This is a genomic window from Bifidobacterium bifidum ATCC 29521 = JCM 1255 = DSM 20456, assembly GCF_001025135.1.
GTDB lineage: Bacteria > Actinomycetota > Actinomycetes > Actinomycetales > Bifidobacteriaceae > Bifidobacterium > Bifidobacterium bifidum.
In genome coordinates, this window is sequence record NZ_AP012323.1 from 1,239,032 (window position 1) to 1,263,951 (window position 24,920).

The 24,920-nt window shown below is 62.4% G+C and carries 20 protein-coding genes, 1 tRNA gene and 1 pseudogene; 2 read left to right on the top strand and 20 right to left on the bottom strand.

Annotated elements, in window-relative coordinates; translation table 11 throughout:
• Positions 1-209 precede the first annotated feature (209 nt).
• From BBBF_RS05210 to BBBF_RS05295, 17 genes and pseudogenes are all read right to left on the bottom strand, one after another.
• On the bottom strand, positions 210-1,160 hold the full coding sequence (locus BBBF_RS05210) for a carbohydrate ABC transporter permease (RefSeq protein WP_003813313.1): 951 nt from the start codon (positions 1,158-1,160) through the stop codon (positions 210-212).
• The gene (locus tag BBBF_RS05215; RefSeq protein WP_014760261.1) at positions 1,160-2,131 is read right to left on the bottom strand and encodes a carbohydrate ABC transporter permease; all 972 of its coding nucleotides are present in this window, start codon (positions 2,129-2,131) and stop codon (positions 1,160-1,162) included. Before BBBF_RS05215 ends, BBBF_RS05210 begins: the two co-directional genes overlap by 1 nt.
• A gap of 176 nt (positions 2,132-2,307) precedes the next feature.
• Positions 2,308-3,632: pseudogene (locus tag BBBF_RS05220) on the bottom strand (ABC transporter substrate-binding protein).
• 492 nt (positions 3,633-4,124) lie between these two features.
• Positions 4,125-5,738, bottom strand: a complete 1,614-nt coding sequence (gene trpE, locus BBBF_RS05225; RefSeq protein ID WP_021648070.1) for an anthranilate synthase component I — start codon at positions 5,736-5,738, stop codon at positions 4,125-4,127.
• On the bottom strand, positions 5,738-6,154 hold the full coding sequence (gene hisI, locus BBBF_RS05230; protein ID WP_003813324.1) for a phosphoribosyl-AMP cyclohydrolase: 417 nt from the start codon (positions 6,152-6,154) through the stop codon (positions 5,738-5,740). Before hisI ends, trpE begins: the two co-directional genes overlap by 1 nt.
• An 81-nt stretch (positions 6,155-6,235) precedes the next feature.
• Positions 6,236-7,009, bottom strand: a complete 774-nt coding sequence (gene hisF / locus BBBF_RS05235; RefSeq protein ID WP_003813327.1) for an imidazole glycerol phosphate synthase subunit HisF — start codon at positions 7,007-7,009, stop codon at positions 6,236-6,238.
• A gap of 149 nt (positions 7,010-7,158) precedes the next feature.
• On the bottom strand, positions 7,159-8,349 hold the full coding sequence (gene rlmN, locus BBBF_RS05240) for a dual-specificity RNA methyltransferase RlmN (RefSeq protein ID WP_021648072.1): 1,191 nt from the start codon (positions 8,347-8,349) through the stop codon (positions 7,159-7,161).
• 70 nt (positions 8,350-8,419) lie between these two features.
• Positions 8,420-9,406: a phosphatidate cytidylyltransferase gene (locus BBBF_RS05245; protein ID WP_003813332.1), complete on the bottom strand. Its 987-nt coding sequence runs from the start codon at positions 9,404-9,406 to the stop codon at positions 8,420-8,422.
• 116 nt (positions 9,407-9,522) lie between these two features.
• Entirely contained in the window at positions 9,523-10,077 is a 555-nt protein-coding gene (gene frr / locus BBBF_RS05250) for a ribosome recycling factor (protein WP_003813334.1), read from the bottom strand.
• A gap of 80 nt (positions 10,078-10,157) precedes the next feature.
• Entirely contained in the window at positions 10,158-10,904 is a 747-nt protein-coding gene (pyrH, locus tag BBBF_RS05255; RefSeq protein ID WP_003813336.1) for a UMP kinase, read from the bottom strand.
• 112 nt (positions 10,905-11,016) lie between these two features.
• Positions 11,017-11,619 carry a hypothetical protein gene (locus BBBF_RS05260; RefSeq protein ID WP_003816512.1) on the bottom strand — a complete coding sequence of 201 codons (603 nt, stop codon included), beginning with the start codon at positions 11,617-11,619 and terminating at the stop codon, positions 11,017-11,019.
• 280 nt (positions 11,620-11,899) lie between these two features.
• Positions 11,900-12,751, bottom strand: a complete 852-nt coding sequence (gene tsf / locus BBBF_RS05270; RefSeq protein WP_021648073.1) for a translation elongation factor Ts — start codon at positions 12,749-12,751, stop codon at positions 11,900-11,902.
• Between the two features lie 76 nt (positions 12,752-12,827).
• Positions 12,828-13,652, bottom strand: coding sequence for a 30S ribosomal protein S2 (rpsB, locus tag BBBF_RS05275; protein ID WP_003816510.1), 825 nt, complete (start codon positions 13,650-13,652; stop codon positions 12,828-12,830).
• Between the two features lie 200 nt (positions 13,653-13,852).
• Positions 13,853-14,341, bottom strand: a complete 489-nt coding sequence (gene def / locus BBBF_RS05280) for a peptide deformylase (RefSeq protein ID WP_003813347.1) — start codon at positions 14,339-14,341, stop codon at positions 13,853-13,855.
• On the bottom strand, positions 14,342-16,366 hold the full coding sequence (locus tag BBBF_RS05285; protein ID WP_035139490.1) for an AMP-dependent synthetase/ligase: 2,025 nt from the start codon (positions 16,364-16,366) through the stop codon (positions 14,342-14,344).
• 75 nt (positions 16,367-16,441) lie between these two features.
• The gene (locus BBBF_RS05290; RefSeq protein WP_013363520.1) at positions 16,442-16,936 is read right to left on the bottom strand and encodes a hypothetical protein; all 495 of its coding nucleotides are present in this window, start codon (positions 16,934-16,936) and stop codon (positions 16,442-16,444) included.
• A gap of 155 nt (positions 16,937-17,091) precedes the next feature.
• Complete coding sequence (locus BBBF_RS05295) at positions 17,092-18,213, bottom strand: GuaB3 family IMP dehydrogenase-related protein (protein ID WP_003813354.1); 1,122 nt, start codon at positions 18,211-18,213, stop codon at positions 17,092-17,094.
• A gap of 159 nt (positions 18,214-18,372) precedes the next feature.
• Between BBBF_RS05295 and BBBF_RS05300 the strand changes: the two genes are divergently transcribed.
• Positions 18,373-19,593, top strand: coding sequence for an NADP-dependent isocitrate dehydrogenase (locus BBBF_RS05300; RefSeq protein ID WP_021648075.1), 1,221 nt, complete (start codon positions 18,373-18,375; stop codon positions 19,591-19,593).
• Positions 19,594-19,775: 182 nt separating this feature from the next.
• Positions 19,776-21,374: a substrate-binding domain-containing protein gene (locus BBBF_RS05305; RefSeq protein WP_021648076.1), complete on the top strand. Its 1,599-nt coding sequence runs from the start codon at positions 19,776-19,778 to the stop codon at positions 21,372-21,374.
• A gap of 146 nt (positions 21,375-21,520) precedes the next feature.
• Here the strand turns inward: BBBF_RS05305 and BBBF_RS05310 are convergent, their stop codons facing one another.
• The 3 genes from BBBF_RS05310 to BBBF_RS05320 form a co-directional block, all read right to left on the bottom strand.
• A complete protein-coding gene (locus tag BBBF_RS05310) occupies positions 21,521-23,335 on the bottom strand; it encodes an AMP-dependent synthetase/ligase (protein ID WP_014760272.1) in 1,815 nt (604 codons plus the stop codon).
• Positions 23,336-23,445: 110 nt separating this feature from the next.
• The gene (locus tag BBBF_RS10310; RefSeq protein WP_225840983.1) at positions 23,446-23,850 is read right to left on the bottom strand and encodes a M23 family metallopeptidase; all 405 of its coding nucleotides are present in this window, start codon (positions 23,848-23,850) and stop codon (positions 23,446-23,448) included.
• An 851-nt stretch (positions 23,851-24,701) separates the two neighbouring features.
• A tRNA-Asn gene (locus BBBF_RS05320) sits at positions 24,702-24,777 on the bottom strand.
• Positions 24,778-24,920: the final 143 nt, after the last annotated feature.

The window sequence follows — 24,920 nt, forward strand, 5'->3', positions numbered from 1 at the left end:
GGTGATGAAATCACGAAGGCCGATGAAATGGCCGGCATCATCGCAGGCCCGCTGGATCCTGACTGCGCAAATCCTTGACGCCTACGATGACGCTGGACGATGGTAATCGTGTCACTGATCGAGGTGATGGCCGTACCGCCCGGCACTCAGTGACACATCATGCCGGGCGGCGGTTCGTGGTTTTCTCCCGCACATGGCGGGAGAAAACATCAGCCCTTGACGGCGCCGGCGGCCAGGCCGGACTGCCAGTAGCGCTGGAGACCGAGGAAGATCACGATCACCGGCAGCACGCCGAGCAGTGCGCCCATCATCAGGGCGCCGCGATCGGTGAATGTGGCCAACGACACCATGCCGTACAGACCCAGGGTCACCGGCTTGAGGGTGTCGGAGGACACCATCATCAACGGCAGCAGGAAGTTGTTCCACGTGGCGACGAACAGGAACAGGAAGATCGTCACCATTGCCGGGGCGAGAAGTCGCAGCACGATGGTGAAGAAAATCCTGGCTTCGCTCGCGCCGTCGATGCGGGCGGCTTCAAGCAGTTCATCAGGCACAGAGCTCTGGGCGTACGTACGGCCCAGGAAGAAGCCGAACGGCGAGACACAGCACGGGATGATGATGGACGCCATCGTGTTGGTCAGCTTCAGAGCGTGGAAGATCGAGTACTGGGGGATGGTGAGCAGGGCGGCAGGCATCAGCATGCAGGCCATGATGATGCCGATGGCGACGTTCTTGCCGCGGAAGTTGAACTTCGCGGTGGCGTAGCCGGCCATGACGGACACGATGGTGCCGATGAGTGCGGAGACGCCCGAGTAGATCAGCGAGTTCAGCACCCAGCGCCAGAAGTTGCCACGGGTCCAGCCGAGCAGCTTGGAGTAGTTGGTGGCCACGGCGTTGGGGATCTGGTCGAGCGACACGGAGAACCACAGGCCATTGCCGCTGGTCATCTGGGAGGGCGTCTTGGTGGACGCAATGATGGCCCAGTAAATCGGGAACAGGAAGTAGATCAGCGCCAACACCAGTACGATGACCGTAAGTGTCTTGACTGCAGGCGACGGCCTCATGGAACGGGGCAGATCGTGCTGTGCAGCCTCGCGCTGCTTCTCCAAACGACGTTCGCGCTTCTTGTTCGCGCGCACTTCAGCGGTTGCAGAGCTCATTACTCGTTCACCTTCCTTTCAGCAAGGGTGTACACGACGGCAAGCAGACCTGCGATCAGTGCCATGACGATGGCGATGGCTGATGCGGGGCCGTCACCTGACGGGGTAAGCGTTCCCTGCGAAGTATTCATGGCCATCATCATCGGCGTGTACGCCTTGGAGATGCCCGGATCCGCGGTGGACATGATCTGCGGCTCGTTGAACAGCTGGATGGTGCCGACGATGGACAGCAGCATGGCGAGCAGCGCCGCGCCACGCACGTTCGGCAGCTTGATCTTCATGGCGACCTGGAAACCGTTGGCACCATCGATGCGGGCGGCCTCATACAGGTCGTGCGGGATGGCCTGCAGCGCGGCGAGGAAGATCAGCATGTTGTAACCGGTGAACGTCCAGGTCGTGATGTTGGCCATGGAACCGAGGACAACGTTGTTGGCAAAGAAGTCGACATGGATGCCGATGGACTCCAGACCCTTGACGATTGGGGAAATCTGACCGTTGTACAGGTAGACCCAGATGATGGAGGCGACGACGCCGGGGATGGCGTAGGGCAGGAAGTAGCCCAGACGGAAACCGGTAACGTGCTTGACGACAAACGAATCGATGACCATAGCCAGCGCAAGGGCGGCGATGATCATGATCGGCACCTGGACGACGGTGTAGAGCAGCACATGGCCGACACCAGTCCAGAATTTGCCGGAAGTGATGACGTATTGGAAGTTCTGGAATCCGACGAACTCGTTGACCAGTTCGCCGCCGCCATAGAGGCCGCCGCCTTGGCTGACCTGACGGAAGAAGCTGGAATAGACGGCCCAGATGATGGGCAGGAGGAACACGAAGGCGAACAAGATTGCGAACGGCGCCATGAACGCCCAGCCGGTTCGGTTCTCGCGCTTGAATGCCTTCGAGCGCTTTGGCTTTGCGGCGGCGCGTTTCGGCGCGGCACCCTTGGCCTGAGTAATGGATGCAGTCATAATACAAACCTGTCTTTTCGAAAAACAGAAAAACGATTCCACGAGCATGTACTCTTGGACATATGAAAGGCCGGAGTCCGAATCCCCGGCCTTTCATTTTATGATGCCTGAGGCATCGGGGGTCTTGGGTGATGGACGGAACTTTTCAGCTTATCCATCACCGGACCGGGTTATGTTCACTCCTTGACAGGGAGCTTGGCGTTCTTCAGCGCTTCGACGGAAGTCTTCTGAGCGGTGTCGAAGATGTCGGAGACCTTGGCGTCACCAGTGGCGGCCTTGGCAGCAGTCTCGTTCATCGCTGAACCCACGGCGGAGAAGCCCGGGATGTAGTTGAACGAAGCCATGTTGTCGTTCGCTTTCTTGAACTCAGCCATGATGTCCTGGTTGCTGAGATGTCCTGGTTGCTGAAGAACTCGGACCACGCAGCCGGAGTCTTGGCAGCCTCAGTGGTGGCAGCCACGACCAGACCCTGGGAGACCAGATCCGGAACCTGGGTATTGAACCAGTCGAGGAACTTCATGGCCTCGGCCGGGTGCTTCGAGCCCTTGAGCACAGCCACGCCGGAACCACCGTCGGAGCCGGTCTTGGTGCCGTTGCCGAACCAATCGGGCAGCTGGGCGACCTTCCACTCCCCCTTGCCGGTGCCACCGGCGGAGCTGATGAACAGCGGGGCTTCCCAAGCGGCAGCCACAGTGCCGATCAGCTGACCCTTGTTAATGGAGGCGTCGAAGGACGGATCCCAACGCGGGTTGGTGAGCGCGGACTTGTCGTCGAGCAGCTGCTGGTACACCTTGGCCACGGCCTTGGAGCCTGCAGTCTGGGTGTCGACCTTCCAGGCATTACCCTCAGTCTTGTACCACGCGCCGGAAGCGCCGGAAGTGCCGGACATCGTCATCATGCCCTCATCGGGCTGGAACGTCATGATGTACTTACCCTGGGCGGCGGTCTTCTTGGCGGTCGCGATAAGCTCGTCAGCGGTCTTCGGCACGGTGATGCCGAGCTTCTCGAACTCCTTGGCGTTGTAGAAGTACGTCAGGGGGCCGGTGTCCTGCGGCAGACCGTAGGTCTTGCCACCGATCTGCATCATGGAGAACGGACCCTCAGCGAAGTGGTCCTTGTACTTCGCGGCCTCTTCGGTGACGTCCTGCAACAGGCCCTGATTGAAGACCTCAGGCAACTCGGCGTATCCGACCTGAGCCAGATCAGGAGCGGTGCCGGCCTTGACGTCGGTCGCCAGCTTCTTGATCATGTCCTGAGCCGCGCCATCGAACTTGGTGGCCTTGACCTGGATGTTCGGGTTGTCCTTGTTCCACTTGGCCACGATGTCATTGACCAGCGTCATGCCCTTGTTATCCGGCAGGCGATGCATGTAGGTGATCGTCACCTTTTCGTCTTTGGGGGTATTGCTGCTGTTGTTCGTGGACGAACCGCAACCGGCAAGGGCGATGCCCATGACAGTCAGCGACGCCAGACCAGCAAGCAGTCGTTTCTTAGCTACCATATTCCTAACTCCTCCATTGAGATGGATGTTGCCTCCTCGTCGTGGCAACTAATTAGTTAGTGTAAAGGCATGCCAAGGAAATGTCAACTACATTAACATTTGTGTCATGTCACCGGTCACACAGATGGTAACCCACGGTGTGCAACACCGCACGCCAGTAAGCATGACAGATTTATGTATATAAAGTTTACAATTTATTTTTCTCTCTTCTAGTCATCAAGGCCATCCCTATCGACAACAACGGAGTCTCCCCGCGAAAAACCTTACGGAACACCGGCCTATACGGCGTGTCGTCCATTCCTTCGGCGCTCGAATCAAGCTCATCCTCATAATGTGACACTCCTCACATTACCAGAGTCATTCTGGTCACGCAGCCATCTTCATCCCGCTCACGCGCCGACCGCAATGCCGGGCACGATACGGAAAACGCCCCGGCGTGTCATCAAGGACACGCCGGGGCGGGGCGCAAAGGCGATCGGTACCGCGAGGCGTCTACTCGACGCTACGCAACTGCGCTGCTATCTGGATGGCCTCGACACTGGCTTCGGCCTTGCTTCGCGTCTCCTGCCATTCGGTGGCGGGCACCGAATCGAGCACGAGACCGGCGCCGGCCTGCACGCTGGCCTGATGATCGCGCAGGAAGGCGGTGCGGATGGCGATGGCCATGTCCATATTGCCGGAGAAGTCGAAATAGCCGACTGTCCCGCCGTAGATGCCTCGGTCGGCCGCCTCCAGCTCGTCGATGATCTCGATCGCGCGGGGCTTGGGAGCTCCGGACAGCGTGCCCGCCGGGAACGCCGACATGAACACGTCGAACGTGGTCAGGTTCGGATCGACCGTGCCAGTGACCGTCGAGCAGATGTGCATGATGTGGCTGAAACGCTTGATGTCCATCAGCTGCACGACCTCGACGCTGCTGGGCAGGCAGACCTTGCTCAAGTCGTTGCGCGACAGGTCGACGAGCATGATGTGCTCGCTGCGCTCCTTCGGATCGGCGAGCAATTCCTTGGCAAGGCGCTCATCCTCTTCCGGGGTGGCGCCGCGCGGACGGGAACCGGCGATCGGGAAAGTCATCGCATGCCCGTTGTCGACCTTGATCAGCGTCTCGGGGCTGGAACCGATCACGTTGAAATCGCGTCCCTCGGCGTCGGTGAGCGTCATGAAATACATGTACGGACTGGGGTTGAGCGTGCGCAGCACACGGTACACGTCGAACGGGTCAGCCGGCGAATCCAGATCCAGACGCTGGGATATCACCGTCTGGAACACATCGCCGTCGACGATGTGCCGCTTCGTCTCCTCCACCCAGCGCTCATACTCGGCCTTGGCGGTGCGGAACCGCAGCTGGGGCTGGGGCAGGCTTCGGTCAAGCACGCTCACGCGGGCCTCCCCCGCCACCGGCGTGGCGGCCTTGCGCTGCATGGCATCCAGCCGTTCGATGGCCTCGTCATACGCGGCATCGGCGCGGGTCGGCCGGTCGTCGACGTTCACCGCATTGGCTATCAGCCACACCGAGCCGGACACATGGTCGACCACTGCGATGTCGGTGGCCAAGGCCAGCGTCACCTCCGGCTGGCCGGTCTCATCCGGCGCCTCGGCGCGCAGTTTGGGCTCCCAATGGCGGATGGCATCCCAGCCGACGGAGCCGACCAGTCCGCTGGTCAGGTTCGGCAGTCCGGCCACATGCGGCGCCTTGAGCACCTTGAGCGCGGCATGGGCCACCTCAATCACGTCACCCTCAGTGGGCACTCCGGCCGGCACCTGGCCGAGCCAGTTCGCCTTGCCGTGATCGGAGCGCAGTTGAGCTATCGAATTGACGCCGATGAAGCTGTATCGGCTCCAGGAACCGCCGTATTCCGCCGATTCCAGAATGAACGTTCCCGAACGGCCCCCGGCGAGACGCTCGTAAAAGCCCACGGGCGTCAACGAATCGGCGAGCAGTCGCCGCACGATGGGAACCACACGGTATCCGGCGTCGGCAAGCCGATGGAACTGGGCGCGGTCCGGCCATGTGCCGCCCCATTCGAGATGCTCGACACTGCACGCGGCCCCATCATCGTGCAGGCCGCCGGCCACACCGGCATCGTCAATACGCCGCTCGCTCATCACGCATTCTCCTGTTCCGCGGTACGGTCCCCGACGACGACCGGCAACGGGCCGCCCTCCTCGAAGCACGAGCGCTTGCCGGTATGGCAGGCGGCACCCACCTGGTCGACCTGAACCAGAATCGCATCGCCATCACAATCCAGCGCCAGGGACTTCACATACTGCACATGGCCGGACGTGTCCCCCTTACGCCAGTATTCCTGACGGGAGCGAGACCAGAACGTCACGCGACCGGTCGTCAACGTGCGCCGCAGCGCCTCGTCGTTCATGTAGCCGACCATCAGCACCTCGTGCGTGTCATACTGCTGGATGACTGCGGCGACCAGCCCGCGCGCGTCACGCTTGAGCCGCGCAGCGATGCGCGGGTCGAGTTCGTCGGTGTTGTCATAGTCGATGGTGGATTGCGTATCTGTCATGTCCTTCATATTCCTGTTCATGTCCCTATGGAGTCGTGTTCATGCATGCGGCGAATCATCGCCGGCCGGTTCCGCCGCGATTCACAGGCGAACCGTGTATCCCGCGGACCGAAGCGCCTGCTTGACCTCGCGGATGGTCACCAGACCGTAATGGAAGATCGACGCGGCGAGCACCGCATCCGCACCGGCGGCGATGGCCGGGGGAAAATCAGCGGCCTTGCCCGCGCCACCGGAGGCGATGATCGGTATCTTGACCTCGCGGCGCACTGCCTTGATCATCTCCAGATCGAAGCCCTCACGGGTGCCGTCCGCGTCCATCGAGTTGAGCAGGATCTCGCCAGCGCCCAGTTCCTCGGCCCGCTTGACCCACCAGATCGCGTCGATGCCGGTGGACTTGCGCCCACCCATCGTGGTCACCTCGAACCCGGACTGCGTATGCTGTTCGCCCTGCTCGCGGCGGGCATCGACCGACAGCACCAGCACCTGATTGCCGAATCGGTCGGCGACGCGGCTGATCAGCGTCGGGTCGTTGATGGCTGCGGTGTTGACGCCCACCTTGTCGGCGCCGCAACGCAGCAGCGAGTCGACGTCCTCGGGAGTACGCACGCCTCCGCCGACGGTCATCGGGATGAACACCTGCTCTGCGGTGTGGCTGACCACGTCGATCATGGTCTGGCGGTGCGAGCTGGAGGCGGTCACGTCCAGAAAGGTCAGCTCGTCGGCACCCTGACGGTAGTACTCCCCCGCCAGCTCGACCGGGTCGCCGGCATCACGCAGGTTCTCGAAATGCACGCCCTTGACCACTCGTCCCGCATCGACATCTAGGCATGGAATGACTCGGACGGCCAACGACATGATTGCTCCCTTATCAAGCTCGGTTGTTGTACGGATACCAAGGGTAGCGTCCGCCCGTTACAGCAGTGCCGCAGCGTCCCGTTACATGGGACGGGAAGGCCGCGCCCTCTGCGGTTCGAGATTCGCGGCCTGCAGCAGCGAGAGCGCGGTTAGGCCGCGAAGGCCTCTTTGGTCTTGGCGGCGAGCTGGCCGCAGGCGCCGTCGATATCGGAGCCTCGGGTGTCACGCAGGGTGGCCGTGATTCCGGCACAGTGCAGGATATCGAGGAACTGCTGCTCATCCTCGGGCTTGGATGCGGTCCAGCGAGATCCCTCGATCGGGTTGAGCGGGATTGGGTTGACATGCGCCCAATCGTCGCCGTAATGGTTGAGCCGCTTGGCCAGCAGTCGCGCGTGCTCGGCCTGGTCGTTGATGCCGCGCATCAACGCGTATTCGATGCTGACGCGGCGCTTGGACGACAGGAAGTAATCGTGGGCGGCGTCGAGCACCTGAGTGGTGTTGAAACGCTTGTTCATCGGCACGAGCTCGTCGCGAAGCGCATCACTGGGCGCGTGCAGCGACACGGCCAGACGCACCGGGATGCCCTCGGCCGCGAGCTTCCTGATGCCGGGCACGACGCCGACGGTCGATACGGTGATGTTACGCGCGGAGATGCCGAACCCTTCGGGAGGCATCGCGCTGATCTGGCGCACGGCGGACAGCACGGACCGGTAGTTGCCCATCGGCTCGCCCATGCCCATGAACACGATGTTGCTGAGCCGGCCGGGGCCTCCGGTCACTTCGCCGTCGCGCATCATACGAGCGGCGACGCGCACCTGTTCCAGGATCTCGCCGGCCGACATGTTGCGGGTGAGTCCAAGCTTGCCGGTCGCGCAGAACGGACAGCCCATGCCGCAGCCGACCTGGCTGGAGATGCATAACGTGGTGCGGTCCGGGTAACGCATGAGTACGGATTCGATGTGAGAGCCATCGAAAAGGCGCCACAGCGTCTTGATGGTGGTGCCCTGATCGGCCACCTGATGGGTCACCTCGTCGATCAGAGGCGGGAAGAACGCCTCGACGATATCGCCACGTGTGGCGGCAGGCAGGTCGGTGAACGCCTCGGACTCGGTCTCCAGCCGGCCGAAGTAATGGTTCGCCAGCTGCTTGACACGGAACTTCGGCAATCCCAGATCCTTCGCCCTGGCGATGCGCTCGTCAGGCGTCATGTCCACCAGATGCACCGGCGGCTTGCCCCGTCGGGCATGGTCCTTGGACAGCACGTCTCGGAAAGCCCCCTTGTCGCCGGGGGTGATTCCGGTCTCCGGCTGTTCCGCATCCTGCGCATGCCCGGTCGTCATTGCTCCTCCATCATCGTTCGTATCTTGTCGTCGTTTCCCGCATCGTCATGTCCGATCGTCAAGACGACCGTCACATGCCGACAATCCACAGCAGTCCGGCCAGGAACGGCGCGCACATGAGGATGGAATCCACACGATCCATCACGCCTCCATGACCCTTGAGCAGGTGTCCCATATCCTTGATGCCGATATCGCGCTTGAGCATGGACGCGCACAGGTCGCCGAACGTGCCTGCGACGCCGGTCAGTACTCCCATGACGATCGGAACCCACCAGCGCGACGCCCACACCGCGCCGTCATACGTGCAGAAGAACACCGCGAACGCGCCGATCATCGCGAACAGGATCGAACCGAACAGTCCCTCGACCGATTTCTTGGGGGAGATGCGCGGCGACAGCTTGTGCTTGCCGAACCATGCGCCGAAGAACAGGCCGCCGGTATCGCTCAGGGCCGGCAGGAATACCAGCGTGATCGCGTGCGCGACCGGATGCCCGTTGAACACCAGCGACAGCACGATGCAGCTGGCCAGCGTAGGGATGTACAGCACGGTGAGTATCGAGACAGCGACATGCGACAGCCGACTGTGATGCAGTTCGCCTTTCTCATGGTTGAACGACGACTGCTCGCGCGCGGCGGCGTCGGAGCTCGACAGCTTGGATGCGACGGCGAGCGAAAGCCAGTTGCCGAAGCTGAACCGGGCGGTGGCGAGAATGGCCACCAGCATCAGCGTCGCCATCGTCAGCAGCGCCATCGTGCCGAAATGGTACGGGCTGTAATAGGTGCCGAGCAGGATGGCCGCCGAACACAGCCACAGCGCGACGACCGGGATATGCAGACCGACCGTGGCGAAATCGACACGGAGCTCCCACAGCGCAAGCACCATGAACACGACGATCAGCAGCACGAACACGTCGATCCGGATCAGCAGGCTCGCCAATATGATGATGACGAGCACCGCGCCGGTCGCGACCGCCTGCGGCATGTTGCGCCCGGTCTTCTTATTGATGTTCGCCAGGGCCTCCTCGGCCTCCACATGAAGCTGGTCGTTGTGTTCCATGATGTTCAACCGCCTCCGTAAGTCGATGGTGCCATGATGATTCTGCCTTCATCATAGCGAACCGGACGAGGCGATGGTCACATGCCGCGTCCGGTTCAACGATTTCGTCATGAAGGTCAGACCTCCATGATCTCCTTCTGCTTGGTCTCGAACAGCGCGTCGAGCTGGTCGGTGACCTGCTTGGTGACCTTGTCGAGCTCCTTGAGCAGACGATCGCCCTCGTCCTCGCCCATCTCGCCGTCCTTGACGGACTTGTCGATGGTCTCCTTGGCCTTGCGGCGGATGTTGCGCACGGCGACCTTGCCGTCCTCGGCCTTCGACTTGGCAAGCTTGACGTATTCCTTGCGACGCTCGCTGGTCAGCTCCGGCATGGTGATGCGGATGACGTTGCCATCGCGGTTCGGGTTGACGCCGAGATCGGAGTCGCGCAGGGCCTTCTCGACCTTGCTGGCCTGGGACACGTCGAACGGGGTGACGGAGAGGGTGCGGGGCTCCGGCACGCCGATGGACGCGACGGCCTTCAGTGGAGTCGGAGCACCGTAGTAGTCAACGACGATGCCATTGAGCAGCGCAGGGTTGGCGCGGCCGGTGCGGATGCCCGCGAAGTTCTCCTTGGTGTTCTCCACGGACTTGTTCATCTGTTCCTTGGCTTGTTCGACAGGATTGGCCATTTTGTGCTCCTTGTTGTTGTTCTTCGTTGAAGTTGGTTTCCCGGGTTGGATGCAGACGCGCGATCACCGATGCGCGTCGCTCACGCGAGCGTGGATTCGGCGGTGGACACCAGCGTGCCGATCTCCTCGCCGAGCAGCGCGCGGGTCACATTGCCGGCCTCTTCGAGACCGAACACGCGGATGCGCTTCCTGTTGTCGCGGGCCATGGACAGCGCGGCGGCATCCATGACCGCCAGGTTGTCGACAAGGGCGCGGTTGTAGCTCAGCGTCGCGAAACGCTTGGCATCTGCGTCCTTGCGGGGGTCGGAGGTGTAGACGCCGTCGACGCCGTTCTTGCCCATGACGACCTCATCGCAATGAATCTCCAGCGAACGCTGGATGGACACCGTATCAGTGGAGAAATACGGCATGCCCGCACCGGCGCCGAAGATCACGACGCGGCCCTTCTCCAAGTGGCGGATGGCCTTGAGCGGAATGTACGGCTCGGCGACCTGGCCCATGGTGATGGCCGTCTGCACGCGGGTGGCCTGCCCCTCCTGCTCCAGGAAATCCTGCAGCGCGAGGCAGTTCATCACCGTGCCCAGCATGCCCATGTAATCGCCGCGGGAACGGTCGATGCCGGCCTGCTGCAATTCCGCGCCGCGGAAGAAGTTGCCTCCGCCGACGACGATGGCGACCTGAACGCCCTGCCGCACGGCGGGGACGATCTCCTCGGCGATGCGACGAATCACCTGCGTATCGATGCCGACCTTTCCGCCGCCGAACGCCTCACCAGACAGTTTCAGCAATACCCTTCGTGGCTGATCCGCCGCTACTCCATCTGCCATGCATAGCCTTTCTGATATCGGTTCCCTGATGCTTCGTGAGCCGGAACCGCCCGACATACTGCCTATCAGCGTATCCGCAAACTGCGACAGTGCCTGGTAGCGACTCGCGCGATCACAGCGATTCGGCGAATTCCTCGACCCGGGCCACCACGTCGTCGAGATACGACGCAGAAGTGCGCCACCGGCCGGGAACCTCTATCGAATGATTGGCCTGCGGGTACTCATGCACGAGGCCACTGAGACGATGGGCCCGGTCGCTGCGGTACAGCGGGTCCGCGGTTCCTGCGCAGATCAGCGGTTCGGGAGCCGAGCCGGGCTCGTAATCGTCATCGCCCGGCACGGGGATGACGGACCGTGTCGGATCGAAGTCGGCCGGCGACAGCACGGGCGTCAGCAAGGCCATCGGGACGCCGAGCCGGGACACATGCGGGTAGATGAACGTCGACAGCGATTTCGCCACCACCAGGGTGCGCGGCTGCGATGACGGACTCGACCGGCGAGGGATGCCATCCAGCCAGTCGTCGACGGCTCCGGACAGCATCGAGAATATTCTCGGCGCGGGGGTCTTCGACAGGTCCGCATCGACGTCGAGCCGTTCCACGAACCAGCCGGCATCGGCCAACGCCATCGCGCAGTAATACAGCAGCGGCCGATCGCAGTTGTATCCGGTGCCCGGCATGATCAGCGCATGCCGGTCGGTCCTATCCGATGCCATGCGGTTCTTCGGCCATTCGTTTCTGCGGCAGGTGGGCTGCGCCGTTCCGCTCCCCATCAACGATGAAATCATCGTCATGATCCCCCATATGATTTTTCGTTATTCGTGTGATTGCATGCTGTCGGCTGGCATGGCCGCGCCGGCCATGCCAGGTATGACAAAGGCGGCCGACGCATGAAAGCGCGGACCGCCTTTGTTGAGGTTCATCTCAGCTCACAGGCTGTTCCCCGGCCCGATGATGCGGACCGGAGCGGGACGAATCAAACCTTCGCGGTTCGATTCACTCCTCTTCGCCCTTGCCGACCTCGATACGGGCGAAGGCCACGGCCTTGCCACCGACTTCCTCGAACAGCTTGCCGACGGTCTTGGACGGATCCTTGACGAACGGCTGCTCAAGCAGGACGACTTCCTTGTAGAAGGCGTTGAGACGGCCTTCGACGATCTTCGGAACGATCTTCTCGGGCTTGCCTTCGGCCAGGGACTTCTCGGTGGCGACGCGACGCTCGGACTCGACGACATCGGCCGGAACGTCCTCACGGCTGAGCCACTTGGCGCCCATGGCGGAAATCTGCAGAGCGGCCTCGTGAGCGACCTTGGCACCGGCTTCGTCGGTGGCGATCATCGCGACGATGCTCGGGGGCATCTCGACGGACTTCTTGTGCGCGTAGATCTCGACGTGCGGGCCGGAGATCTTGGCGAACTGGCCGACCTTGACGTGCTCGCCGAACAGGGCGGCCGCCTCTTCGACGGCGACCTTGACGGTGCCGTCCTCGGCGTTGGACGCCAGGAGCTCGTCGGCGTTGTTCGCGTCGGCGGCCACGGCGTAGCCGAGCACGGTGTCGGCGAATTCGACGAAATTCGGGGTCTTGGCCACGAAGTCGGTCTCGGAATTGAGCTCGACGGCGTAACCGGTCTGGCCTTCGGCGGACTCGATCACCTTGGAGGCGATGGTGCCTTCCTGGGCCTTGCGGCCTTCGCGCTTGCCAGCGGCCTGGATGCCCTTGGCGCGGATGATCTCCTTGGCGCGGGCGACATCACCCTCGGCCTCGGTGAGAGCCTTCTTGACGTCCATCATGCCGGCGCCGGTGTCTTCGCGCACCTGCTTGATCAAAGCTGCAGTGATTGCTGCCATTGATTTGTCTCCTCGTTAAAAATGTGTCCCCATAGTGATGGGAGGCTGTTGCACCTCCCATACTACAGGAGGTAGGTCACTCGGCCTTGGCTTCCTCGGCCTCGGCGGCCGGAGCAGCTTCAGCGGAAGCGCCCTCGGTCAGCAGTTCCTTCTCCCAAGCGGCCATCGGCTGCTCGGCTTCGGTCTCGCCCTCGGCCTTGGCGGCCCGGCCGGAACGCTCCAGCAGGCCATCGGCCACTGCGTCGGCCATCAGGCTGGTCAGCAGCTCGATGCCGCGGATGGCGTCATCGTTGGCCGGAATCGGGTAGTCGACGGACTCCGGGTCGGTGTTGGTGTCGACGAGGGCCACGACCGGGATGCCCAGCTTGTGGGCTTCCTCGACGGCGAGCGATTCCTTGTTGATGTCCACGACGAACATCGCGGAGGGGGTGCGGACCATGTTGCGGATACCGCCAAGCTGCTTCTCCAGCTTATCCTTCTCGCGCTCCAGCAGCAGCAGTTCCTTCTTGGTCAGACCGGAGCCGTGCACGTCGGAGAAGTCCATCTCCTCAAGTTCCTTCAGACGGCTCACACGCTTGGAGACGGTCTGGAAGTTGGTCAGCATGCCGCCGAGCCAACGCTCGGACACGTAGGGCATGTTCACGCGCGTGGCCTGGGTCTGCACGGCTTCCTGGGCCTGCTTCTTGGTGCCGACGAACAGCACGGTGCCGTTGTGGGCGACGGTGGCCTTGATGAAGTCATAGGCCTTGTCGATCAGCTCCAGCGACTTGAACAGGTTGATGATGTGGATGCCGTTGCGCTCCATCAAGATGTACTGCTTCATCTTGGGGTTCCAACGACGGGTCTGGTGACCGAAGTGGACGCCGGCCTTGAGCATTTCGCTCATCGTGATCTGTGCCATAGCACTACCTTTCTTGTCGGTTCTTGCCTGGTCATGCGTACCTGAGTGCAGCCCCGCCGAAGCGTGGCCGACCGACACAGGCCGTCGCGGACATGACGCGATATGGTGTGCACCGGTTGACGATAACGGTTGGCCGTCGCCACCTGCGACTGCGGTGACGGCCGGGTTGGCGCACAAATATTCAGAATACCACCACGTGCCTACTTGGCGGCGTGCTCACGCATGTACCGCAACGCCTCGCGGCGCTCCGTCTTCTCCAGCCGGTCGAGGTACACGTGACCGTCGAGGTGATCGGTCTCATGCTGCAGCATGCGACCCATCAGGCCGCTGCCCTCCAGCACGACCTCGTTGCCGTCCAGGTCGATGCCGCGCACGCGGGCGTAATCGGCACGACGGGTCTTGTACCACAGGCCGGGAACGGACAGGCATCCTTCGTCACCGTACTGTTCGCCGCTCTTCTCCTCCAGCACCGGGTTGAGCACGTACCCGATCTTCCCGTTGATGTTGTACGAGAAGGCGCGCAGCCCGACACCGATCTGGTTCGCCGAGAGCCCGGCACGACCCGGATCGTCGACGGTGTCCAGCAGATCCTGCACAAGGCGGCGTACGGAGGGCGTGATCTCCCTGATCGTCTCGCACGGGGTGCGCAGCACCGGATCGGGAACTGTTCTGATTTCGCGGATGGCCAATTACTTCTCCTCACTGGTGTCGTTGCTGTCGGATGCCGCGTCGCCCACGCTGTCCTCCTGCTCGGGGCTGCCGGATTCGGCTTCGTCGTCCTTCATGAAGCGAATCTTCCCCTTCGCCTGGTCGAAGGCCTGCTTGACGCTTTCCGAAGACTGCTTCACGGTCTCGGCGGTCATGTCGAGGATCTTGACGGTGGCGGGCAGCGGCTTTGCGGCGTTCTTCGGAGCATAGATCATGTTGTCGATCACGTCGGCGTAACGCTGCAGCACCTTCGGGCGGACCACCTTCATGCTGGGTGTCAGAGTGCCGTCCTCCTGGTTGAACTCCTCGTCCAGAATAACGAACTTGCGCACCGACTCGGCGCGGGAGACGTTGCCGTTGGCCTTGTCGATGTACTGCTGCACCAACGCTCGGACCGCGTCGTTGGTCGCGATCTCGCTCATCGGCGCGTCGATGTCGAGGTTCTGCGAGGCAAGCCACGATCGGGTCATCTCCGCGTCGAGTTCGATGAGCGCGGCGATGAACGGGCGTCCGTCGCCGATGACGACGGCATGGGCGACGATCGGGCATGTGTTGATGACATCCTCCATCGGCACCGGGCTGATGTTCTTGCCGCCGGCCGTGATGATGATGTCCTTCTTGCGGCCCGTGATGAACACGAATCCCCGATCGTCGATCGTGGCGAGGTCACCCGTGTGCAGCCAGCCATCGGAGGTCAGGGCCTCGGCGGTCCGCTGAGGCTGCTTGTAGTAGCCAAGGAACACGTTCGGCCCCTTGATCATCAGCTCGTCGTCATCCGCGAGCCTGATGGAGATGCAGCCGGGCCGGCCGACGGAGCCGACCTCGTTCGCGTCCTGGAAATTCACCAGGCAGGGCGCGGCCGTCTCGGTCATGCCATACCCCTGGATGAAGGTGATGCCATCGAATCCGTTGAAGAAGTGCGCGAGATCGGCATTGAGCGGGGCGCCGCCGCAGGCGAGCCACTTCATGTTGGGGCCCAGGGCGGAACGGATCGACGAGCCCACGGTCTGCATGTAGAAGCTGTGCTGGATGCGGGCGCACAGGGAATGATGGCCGCCGGCCATCTCGTCCTTCGACCACTGCACGAAATGATCGAACGCCTTGGCGAACAGGCGCCCCTTGAGACCGGCTCCGGCCTTCTGCGAGGCGGCGTTGTACACCTTCTCGAACACGCGGGGCACGCCCAGCAGATACGTGGGCTTGAAGCCACGCAGGTCGGCGAGCAGCCGCTTGGCGCTGGAGATATAGCCGACCACGCCATGCGAGCCGATGGCCACGTACTGGATGTACCGCGCGAAGCAGTGCGCCAGCGGAAGGAACAGCAGCAGACGGCTCGGCTGGTACAGCATGTCGTTGAGTACCTCATAGCCGTTGTAGACCGTGTGGTTGAAGTTGCGGTGAGACAGCATCACGCCCTTCGGTTTGCCGGTGGAGCCCGACGTGTACACGATGGTGAACAGGTCGTCGGCGCGGACGCGGCCGATCGCCTTGTCCAGTTCCTCGTCGCTGACGGACTCGCCGAAATCGGCGACCGCGTCGAGGCCGTTCGCCTTGAAGTTGAACACGTAGCGCAGGCTCTCGCTGTGCGCGCGAATCTGCTCAAGGATCTGCGCATGAGAGTCGTCGCCGGCGAAGGCGATGACCGGTTCGACCTCTGCGACGATATCACCCGTCTGCTTGGGCGAATCAGTCTCGTATACGGGGACGCTCACCGCGCCGATGGAGGCGCAGGCGAAGTCCACGACGCCCCACTCATAGCAGGTGGCGGCGTATATCACGACCATGCTGCCGGGCTTGACCCCGAGGCCGAGAAGCCCCTTGGCCACCTCACGGACGCGGTCGTTCATCTGGCCGGCGGACACGTCATGCCACTGCCTCGTCTCATCGTCCTGCCATTGGGCGACGAGGTCATCGGGGTCGCGTTCGCAACGCTTGGCGAGCAGTGAATAGATGGTGTCCAGGTCTGTGGTCTGATAGATCGTATCGACGGTGTATTCACGCAACATAGGCTCCACTATAAGCATGGCCGCGTACCGGCACGCGGCCATGCGGAACATATCATCCGGCTTGCGCGGCGTGTATCACCCGATGTCCGTCATCGTGCACAGCCAGCGGCATCCCATCTGGCGCAGCACGATGTTCGACCAGTAGTTCTGCACGCCGATGGTCAGATGCGTCGATATCTCGAACGTCGTCGGATTGATGAACATCCCCGACATCATCCGGGGCACCACCGGCAGATACCGGAGTTTGGCCTTCAGCTCGGGATTCGACTGCATGTGGTTGTCGAGCAGGTACGCCATGGTCTCCAGCTTCTTGAGACACGGGCCGGTCACCGCCCGTCTGAGCTTGCCCGCATGCAGCTGTCCGCGCATGATGTCGGCGGACATGCATGCTATGCGGGCGGACGATACCGCCAGCGAATGGCCCTGTGCGGCGTTGATGCTTCCCGCGCCGCAGCTGGTGATGTGATACGGCACCGGAACGTCGGACGATTCTACGATGACGTACCCGTCGAGGCTCGGCACCGGGCAGGGCGGGTTTTCGCGCGCGTAATGATAAGTGGGTTGCTCCATGTCTGTTTCTCCGTCTTCTCTCTCGCCCCCATCCACGATGAAAGGGGATAATCCCAGCACAACACAACAAAGGCACCCCCGCAATGGACGAGGGTGCCTTTTTGTGCAATCGTGCCGCGATTCGAGCCTCCGACGCGGAGGCGAAGCATCACGGATCAGACGTGGTAGGGGTTGACGACCACCGAGCAACGCTGGAAGCTCTTGACGTCGACATAGCCCGTGGACGCCATGGCTCGGCGCAGCGCGCCGATGTAGTTCACCTGGCCATCAGCGCGGTGGCTGGGCCCGAACAGGATCTGCTCCAGCGAGCCGACCGTGCCGACATCGGTGCGGGAACCGCGTGGCAGGGTCTGGTGACGGGCTTCCGCACCCCAATGCTTGCCGCCACCGGGAGCCTCGGTGGCGCGGGCGAGCGGAGCGCCGAGCATGACGGCGTCGGCGCCCATGGCGAGGGCCTTGACGAAGCTGCCCGAATCCCCCATGCCGCCATCGGCGATGACCTGCACATAGCGGCCGCCGGACTCGTCCATGTAATCGCGGCGCGCCTCAGCCACGTCGGCGATCGCGGTCGCCATCGGGGCGTGGACGCCGATCGTCGTGCGCGTAGCGGTGACCGCACCGCCGCCGAAGCCGACCAACACGCCCGCCGCACCAGTGCGCATCAGGTGCAGGGCCGCCGTGTAGTTCGCGGCGCCGCCGACGATGACCGGAACATCGAGGTCGTAGATGAACTTCTTGAGGTTCAGCGGCTCATGGCCGAGGGACACATGCTCGGCGGACACCACCGTGCCGCGGATGACGAACAGGTCGACACCGGCTTCGACCACCGTGGAGTAGAACTGCTGGGTGCGCTGCGGGGAAAGCGCGCCCGCCACGGTGACGCCCGCATCGCGGATCTCATGCAACCGGCGGGTGATGAGCTCGGGCTTCACCGGCTCACGGTAGATCTCCTGGATCCGCTCGGTCGCGACGTCATCGGGCAGCTGGGCAATCTCGTCGAGCAGCGGCTGCGGATCGTCATACCGCGTCCACAGACCCTCCAGATCCAGCACGCCAAGAGCGCCCAGCCGGCCCATCGCTATCGCCGTGGCGGGGCTGGTGACCGAATCCATCGGGGCTCCGATGACCGGTACGTCGAACTCATAGGCATCCACCTGCCACGACGTCGACACGTCCTGCGAATCGCGGGTGCGACGAGAGGGAACGATGGAGACATCATCCAGCGCGTAGGCCATGCGGGCCTTCTTGCCCAAACCGATTTCAATTTCCTGAGACATGGTTTCAAGGCTAATGCCGGGCTGTGACACCGGACGCGGCCGCACACGCGCATCACCCGCCGTCTCACATTGTGGCGAATACCGAGCGGCGGACAACGCGCGGTAACATCGATGCGCTAAGACTGGTGCACATACGCCAATCACGCTAGGAGGAAACGCATGGCCAAAATCAAGGTCGAGGGAAAGGTCGTCGAGCTCGACGGCGACGAGATGACCCGCGTCATCTGGAAGGACATCAAGGACCGTCTGATCCTGCCCTATCTGGACGTCGATCTGGACTATTACGACCTGGGCATCGAGAACCGTGACGCCACCGACGACCAAGTCACCATCGACGCGGCAAAGGCAATCCAGCGCGAGCACGTGGGCGTCAAGTGCGCCACCATCACTCCGGACGAGGCCCGCGTCAAGGAATTCGGTCTCAAGAAGATGTGGAAGTCCCCCAACGGCACAATCCGTAACATCCTCGGCGGCACGATCTTCCGCGAGCCCATCGTGATGAGCAACGTGCCTCGTCTGGTGCCCGGCTGGACCAAGCCGATCGTCGTGGCCCGCCACGCCTTCGGCGACCAGTACAAGGCCACCGACTTCAAGGTGCCGGGCGCCGGACGCCTGACCGTCACCTTCACTCCCGAGGACGGCTCCGAGCCGATTGAGCACGTGGTCTATGACTACGGCCAGGACGGCGGCGTGGCCCAGGTGCAGTACAACGTCAACGATTCGATCCGCGGCTTCGCTCGCGCCTGCTTCAACTATGGCCTGATGCGCCACTACCCGGTGTACCTGTCCACCAAGAACACGATTTTGAAGGCCTACGACGGCCAGTTCAAGGACATCTTCGCCGAAGTGTTCGAGACCGACTACAAGGACAAGTTCGACGAGGCTGGACTGACCTACGAGCACCGCCTGATCGACGACATGGTCGCCAGCTCCCTCAAGTGGCACGGCGGCTACATCTGGGCGTGCAAGAACTACGACGGCGACGTGCAGTCCGACTCCGTGGCTCAGGGCTTCGGCTCGCTGGGCCTGATGACCTCCGTGCTGATGACCCCGGACGGCCAGACCGTCGAGGCCGAGGCCGCGCACGGTACCGTGACCCGCCATTACCGTCGCTGGCTCAAGGGCGAGAAGACCTCCACCAACCCGATCGCCTCGATCTTCGCGTGGACCGGCGGACTCAAGCACCGCGCTGACCTGGACGGCACGCCCGAGGTTCGCCACTTCGCCGAGACGCTGGAGAAGGTCATCGTCGACACCGTCGAAGGCGGTCAGATGACCAAGGATCTGGCCATGCTGGTGGGACCGGATCAGGCGTGGCTCGACACCGAGGGCTTCATGAACGCGCTGGACGAGAACCTTTCCAAGGCGCTGACCGCGTGACCGGCCGGGCGGGGTTCTCCGGCGGCTCCCGCCACCGGTGATCGCCGCCGGCAATCCATCGCCATCAAGGCCCGCATCCCATGTCCCCACACGAGATGCGGGCCTTGTGCATATGGTGAGGCTACAATCGAAAGTCACAGTATTCGCATGACTGAAAGGGCGTGACCATGTCAGGACGACGCATGGTGTCTTGTCTGAAACTCATCGCCGCCGCGATGGCGACGGGTCTTCTGCTCACGACGGCGGGATGCGCGTCAACGGACGATACCAACACTCCGGACGGCGGCACCGTCACGCAATCCACCGGGGCGGTGGCGATATTCACCCCATCGGACGGCATCACCCTCTCCCAGCACACGCCGTTGAACAAGTGGGCGAAACTGGTGCCCGACATCACCTCCGAGCTCAAGAAGCAAGGATTCAAATCCGCGAACATCACCACGACCACATCCAGTGACCTCGCCAAGCAGAGCCAGGACATTCAGGATTACGTCGTCAATCATGCGGTGTCGGCGCAAAGCGGGAAAGACAGCGCCAACAAGAAAGACGGTGCTGACGAGAAGGAAATAACGCTGATCGTCGCGCCCGCAGCCGAAACGCAGACATCCACCCGGCAATACGGCGATTACGTCAGCCAGACGAGCGGCACGGCGACGGATAGAACCGGTTCAGACGAGGCCGGTTCAACGGATGCATCGGAATCGACTGACACATCCGAATCGGCGAATGCATCCAGCTCGGATAACGCATCCGACTCGACGGACACGCAATCGATGCCCCGTATGGCGAACGCATTGCAGCTGGCCAAGGACTCGGGCATGCACGTGGTGCTCGTGGCCAATCCGGTGAAGGACTTCACCCCCGACGCTTTCGTCGAACTGTCGACAGCCGAACGCATCGGGCAGATCCAGGCGAGCAAGCTTGCCGACAAACTGCAACTCGACACCATCAGCAAGGACAATCCGAAGGCCGTGGAGATCCTGCTGCCCTACACCGCATCCGCTGACGGCAGTGACGACGAATTCGCCAAGGAGGCCTTCGCAGGCGCCTGGTCCGTGCTGCAGCCGTATTTCAAGAAGGGCACGGCATACAGTCCGTCCGGACTGCTGACGGCCGACACGACCGACGGGCAGTGGGAGTCGGTCGCCTTCAAAATCGACAAGGATTCGCGCATCACCGACGAGATCACCAATCGTCTCAAACAGAAGGATTCGGCCTCGCACACCCGAATCGACGGCATCATCGCCATGAACGATTACGTGGCTTCCGGAGTGGTCGACGCGCTCGACCATCTCGGATACACCGGTTCGGCGGCCGACATCAACCCCTCCATCACACTGCCCGGAATCGTCGGCAACATCACCGGAAAGCAGGATCTCCACCGCAAGAAGGTGCCGGATCCGATCAAGGCGCCGGAAAACGACGGCGACGCCGCCAACGACGGGTCGGCCTCGGAAAAGGCCAGGGACACGCAGTGGCCCATCATCACCGGATATGGCGCGTACGTCGACGAACTGCCGCAACTCGTCAGCGGCCATCAATGGATGACCGCCGTCGAGGACCGCAAGGGCGCCGCGACGCAGCTCGCGCAGATGTGCCTGAAAATCAATCAGGGCACGGCGGTGAAATCGCCGCAGAACCTGACCAAGGGGACGTATCCGGGCGTCGCGGGGAAGAACATGCCGACGCTGCGCCCCGACCTGGTCGCGGTCAGCGCGTCGAACCTCAAGAGCACGCTGATCGACCCCGGCTACATCACTCTGGCCGACGCGGGGATGTGACAGACGCAGGGATTGCGCGTCACAGGGAATGTAGCAGGCGCGGCAATACCGGGATATACGCGAGTCGGCCGTCACCTCAACCATCCGTCATGATGACGGGAACCGGTTGAGGTGACGGCCGACTCGTTGCCCGGCTGGACTTCCGCTCAGCGGCCCTTCGGGGCGTAAATGCGCGTGTCGATGAGTTCGCCGAAGTGGTCGATCACCGCTTGACGGCGTGCCTTCATGCTGGCGGTCAGCAGTCCGTTCTCCTCGGTGAACGGCTCCGGCACGATCTCGAATTTGCGAATCGACTCTGCCCGCGACACCAGATCGTTGGCGGCGTTGACCGCGCGCTCGACCTCGGCGTAGACGATCGGGTTGCGCACGGCTTCGGCGAGGTCGGAGACCTGCTCCACACCCTGCGCGGCCAGCCAGGCGTTGGTCTCATCGAGATCCAGGGAGACGATCGCCGCGATGAACGGCTTACGGTCACCGATGACGACGCACTGGTCCACCACCGGCGATGTCATCACGCTGGCCTCCAATATGCCCGGAGACACGTTCTTGCCGCCTGCCGTGATGATCAGGTCCTTCTTGCGTCCGGTGATGGTGACAAACCCGTCGTCGTCGATGTCGCCGAGGTCCCCCGTGTGCAACCATCCGTCAACGATCTGGCTCTGGGTGATTTCAGGATGGTTATGGTATCCGACGCAGACCGCACGGCTCTTGATGCATAGTTCGCCGTCCTCGCCGAGCCCTACCGACACCCCCTGCAGCGGCAGGCCGACCGTGCCGATGCGATATCCCTTGGTTGGATTCACCATGGCCGGGGCGCAGGTCTCCGTCATGCCATACCCCTCAAGCAGCGGCAGTCCGACACCGTTGAAGAAGTGTGCGATGGCCCCGTCCAGGGGAGCGCCGCCGGACACCGCATATTCGCAGTGGCCGCCGAACACGCCCATGATCGTGCGATAGATCAGGCGGTCGTACATGGCGTGGCGCATCCGCAGCGAGGCCGAGAACCCGTTGCCCTCCTGCTGCGCGTGCGACCATTCGCGTGCGGTGGCCGCGGCCTTGGCAAAGATGCGCCCCTTCATGCCGGCACCCGCCTTCTGCGAGGCGGCGTTGTACACCTTCTCGAAGATGCGAGGCACGGCCAGTATGAAGGACGGCTTGAACTCGCCGAAATCAGACAGAATGGTCTTGAGGTTGTTGGACAGCCCCAGCTCCACGTCACCGGCAAAGCAGTACAGCACCATGTACCGCGCGAATGCGTGAGCCAGCGGAAGGAACAGCAGTAGACGGCGGTCACGCCCATAGGCGATGTCGGGCATGGATTGCGTACCGGCATAGGTGACGTACACGAAGTTGCCGTGTGACAGTTCAATGCCCTTCGGCATGCCGGTGGAGCCCGACGTGTACACGATGGTTGCCAGGTCGTCACCCTTCACCAGACGCTCGCGCTCCCAGAACTCCTCGTCACTCACTCCGCGCCCGTATTCCTCCAGCGTGTTCAGCGCACCGAAATCGATGACGTACACGTCTTTCAGCGTGCTGCAGCGCGAGCGGACGGACTCGATCTTGTCACGCTGCGCATCGTTCTCGGCGAACGCCATCGTCACCTGGGAGTCATTGAAGATCGTGGCGACCTGAGCCGGCGAGTTGGTCTCGTAGACGGGCACGGTGAGGGAGCCGATGGACATGATGGCCATGTCCAGCGCAGCCCATTGCCATGAGGTGGAAGAGATGATCGACACCGCGTCCCCTGGCATGACGCCACGGGCGATCAGGCCCTTGGCCAGTGCGATGACCTTGTCGCGGAATTCGGCGGCCGTGAACGAGCGCCATGAGCCGGTACCGTCCTTGTACGAGACCAGCGGCTCGTCGGGCTTGCGTTCAGCGCGTTCGACCACCACCGAGAACACGTTTTTATCGCCGTCAATGGGCTTGGTGACCGGTTGCGTATATTCCTTGAGCATTTCAGCGCTCCCCTCGACTGTGGGCCGGTCGTTCCGGCGAACGGGTGGCATCTGCATCGCCACCGTTCAATTGTACGGCTTTTCCATACGAATTCGGGGCAGCATCGCCGTCAATCGGGTTTCAGGCCAATGCGCATGGGTCTCACACGGGCGAGCGGATCAAGATATGTCGTCGCCGTCCCCTCGTTTTGCAGTCGGACCCTCCTGACTCCCCAATGGAGGCATCGGCCGTCGCAATGGTCGGATGCCCCTCCGACTTCGCCGATGACGTCGCCGCGTCTCACGGCTGTTCCGGCAACGCCCTCGGTATGCGCCGGCTCGAACGTCGACACAAGGTCACCGTGGTTGACGCTGACGACCGACTTGCCGCCGACACTCCCGGCGAACGATATGATGCCATCCGCAGGGGCATACAGTTCATCGCCGTCGGATGCCTGCAGATCCACACCGCGATGCCCGGAAAGCCATGGCCGGTCAGGTGGGTCGAAATCCGCGATGACGGCCGGCTGACCCACAGGCCAAAGCCATACCGCCCGACACGCCGCCTGTCGTCCTGCGCATAACGTCACCGCGGTGAAGACCTCTTCCCCGGCGGATGCGGAGGGCACCCGCAATAGCGCCCAGTTCATCATCGCAGCGAACATCACGGCAACGGACATGCAGCACAGCCGGATCATGGTCCGTTTGCAACGCTCCCTGCGGCGAAGCGCGAATTGCCTGCGCCGTATGGCATGGCGGTCATACCGCACCTGAGGATGGTGCCACGCTCCCCGCTGCCCATCTAAATCATCATTCAGCATCAGTCTCTCCCCCATTCCGTCGTCGGTCGCCGGAACGTCCCCGCGCCCCGGCATCCCCAGCATCGCACACCGATGCACGGCGGAGGGCGAAAAACGACCGATGTGGTCGAAGGCTCGGGAGTTATCCACATTTCGGCGTGTCGCGCCGATACTGCACGGCACTTGCTGCTGGAATCGCCTGACAATGCCCGGGAGCTGTCGCGAAGCGACTGGGGCGGTCATCCGCAGCAATGCGGCGGATAGCCACTTGCGTCCCCGCATTGCCACACCATCGATATTTCGCGTCAAAATCGCATTGTGTGGCTTTCCATCGGCCACACAACGCGATGTGAGCCTTCACATCGCGTGGTATGGCCGACATTCGAATCATAGGACGGCCATTTTGCAATGATTCGGGATTGTTCTCGTCTCCGTCCCTTGCCACACCATCTTAAAAAACATCAGAATTCACATAGTGTGGCACGCAGAGGCGCGCATACGACGGCGCATGCGATGCATCGGTGCGCAGGTGCGGGATGAGCGCGGGAAAGCAAAAACCCTCAACGTTTCCGTTGAGGGTTTTTCTATGGCTCCTGCGGCTGGGCTTGAACCAGCGACCGTCCGATTAACAGTCGGATGCTCTGCCAACTGAGCTACGCAGGAATGTTTTCCTGTGCTGAGCTAACTGCTGTGCACAAGATGAATATATTACACACAAATCGCATGGATGCAACTTGAGTGCTCGCCTCGGCGTGTCGCCTGTAATTCCAATGGTTGATTGATGACGAGAACTGACAGTCGGATGC

Excerpts from the sequence above, each read along its gene's own strand:
- BBBF_RS05210 (WP_003813313.1), bottom strand. The coding sequence starts at position 1,160 with ATGAGCTCTGCAACCGCTGAAGTGCGCGCGAACAAGAAGCGCGAACGT.
- BBBF_RS05215 (WP_014760261.1), bottom strand. The coding sequence starts at position 2,131 with ATGACTGCATCCATTACTCAGGCCAAGGGTGCCGCGCCGAAACGCGCC.
- trpE (WP_021648070.1), bottom strand. The coding sequence starts at position 5,738 with ATGAGCGAGCGGCGTATTGACGATGCCGGTGTGGCCGGCGGCCTGCAC.
- hisI (WP_003813324.1), bottom strand. The coding sequence starts at position 6,154 with ATGACAGATACGCAATCCACCATCGACTATGACAACACCGACGAACTC.
- hisF (WP_003813327.1), bottom strand. The coding sequence starts at position 7,009 with ATGTCGTTGGCCGTCCGAGTCATTCCATGCCTAGATGTCGATGCGGGA.
- rlmN (WP_021648072.1), bottom strand. The coding sequence starts at position 8,349 with ATGACGACCGGGCATGCGCAGGATGCGGAACAGCCGGAGACCGGAATC.
- BBBF_RS05245 (WP_003813332.1), bottom strand. The coding sequence starts at position 9,406 with ATGGAACACAACGACCAGCTTCATGTGGAGGCCGAGGAGGCCCTGGCG.
- frr (WP_003813334.1), bottom strand. The coding sequence starts at position 10,077 with ATGGCCAATCCTGTCGAACAAGCCAAGGAACAGATGAACAAGTCCGTG.
- pyrH (WP_003813336.1), bottom strand. The coding sequence starts at position 10,904 with ATGGCAGATGGAGTAGCGGCGGATCAGCCACGAAGGGTATTGCTGAAA.
- BBBF_RS05260 (WP_003816512.1), bottom strand. The coding sequence starts at position 11,619 with ATGGCATCGGATAGGACCGACCGGCATGCGCTGATCATGCCGGGCACC.
- tsf (WP_021648073.1), bottom strand. The coding sequence starts at position 12,751 with ATGGCAGCAATCACTGCAGCTTTGATCAAGCAGGTGCGCGAAGACACC.
- rpsB (WP_003816510.1), bottom strand. The coding sequence starts at position 13,652 with ATGGCACAGATCACGATGAGCGAAATGCTCAAGGCCGGCGTCCACTTC.
- BBBF_RS05285 (WP_035139490.1), bottom strand. The coding sequence starts at position 16,366 with ATGTTGCGTGAATACACCGTCGATACGATCTATCAGACCACAGACCTG.
- BBBF_RS05290 (WP_013363520.1), bottom strand. The coding sequence starts at position 16,936 with ATGGAGCAACCCACTTATCATTACGCGCGCGAAAACCCGCCCTGCCCG.
- BBBF_RS05295 (WP_003813354.1), bottom strand. The coding sequence starts at position 18,213 with ATGTCTCAGGAAATTGAAATCGGTTTGGGCAAGAAGGCCCGCATGGCC.
- BBBF_RS05300 (WP_021648075.1), top strand. The coding sequence starts at position 18,373 with ATGGCCAAAATCAAGGTCGAGGGAAAGGTCGTCGAGCTCGACGGCGAC.
- BBBF_RS05305 (WP_021648076.1), top strand. The coding sequence starts at position 19,776 with ATGGTGTCTTGTCTGAAACTCATCGCCGCCGCGATGGCGACGGGTCTT.
- BBBF_RS05310 (WP_014760272.1), bottom strand. The coding sequence starts at position 23,335 with ATGCTCAAGGAATATACGCAACCGGTCACCAAGCCCATTGACGGCGAT.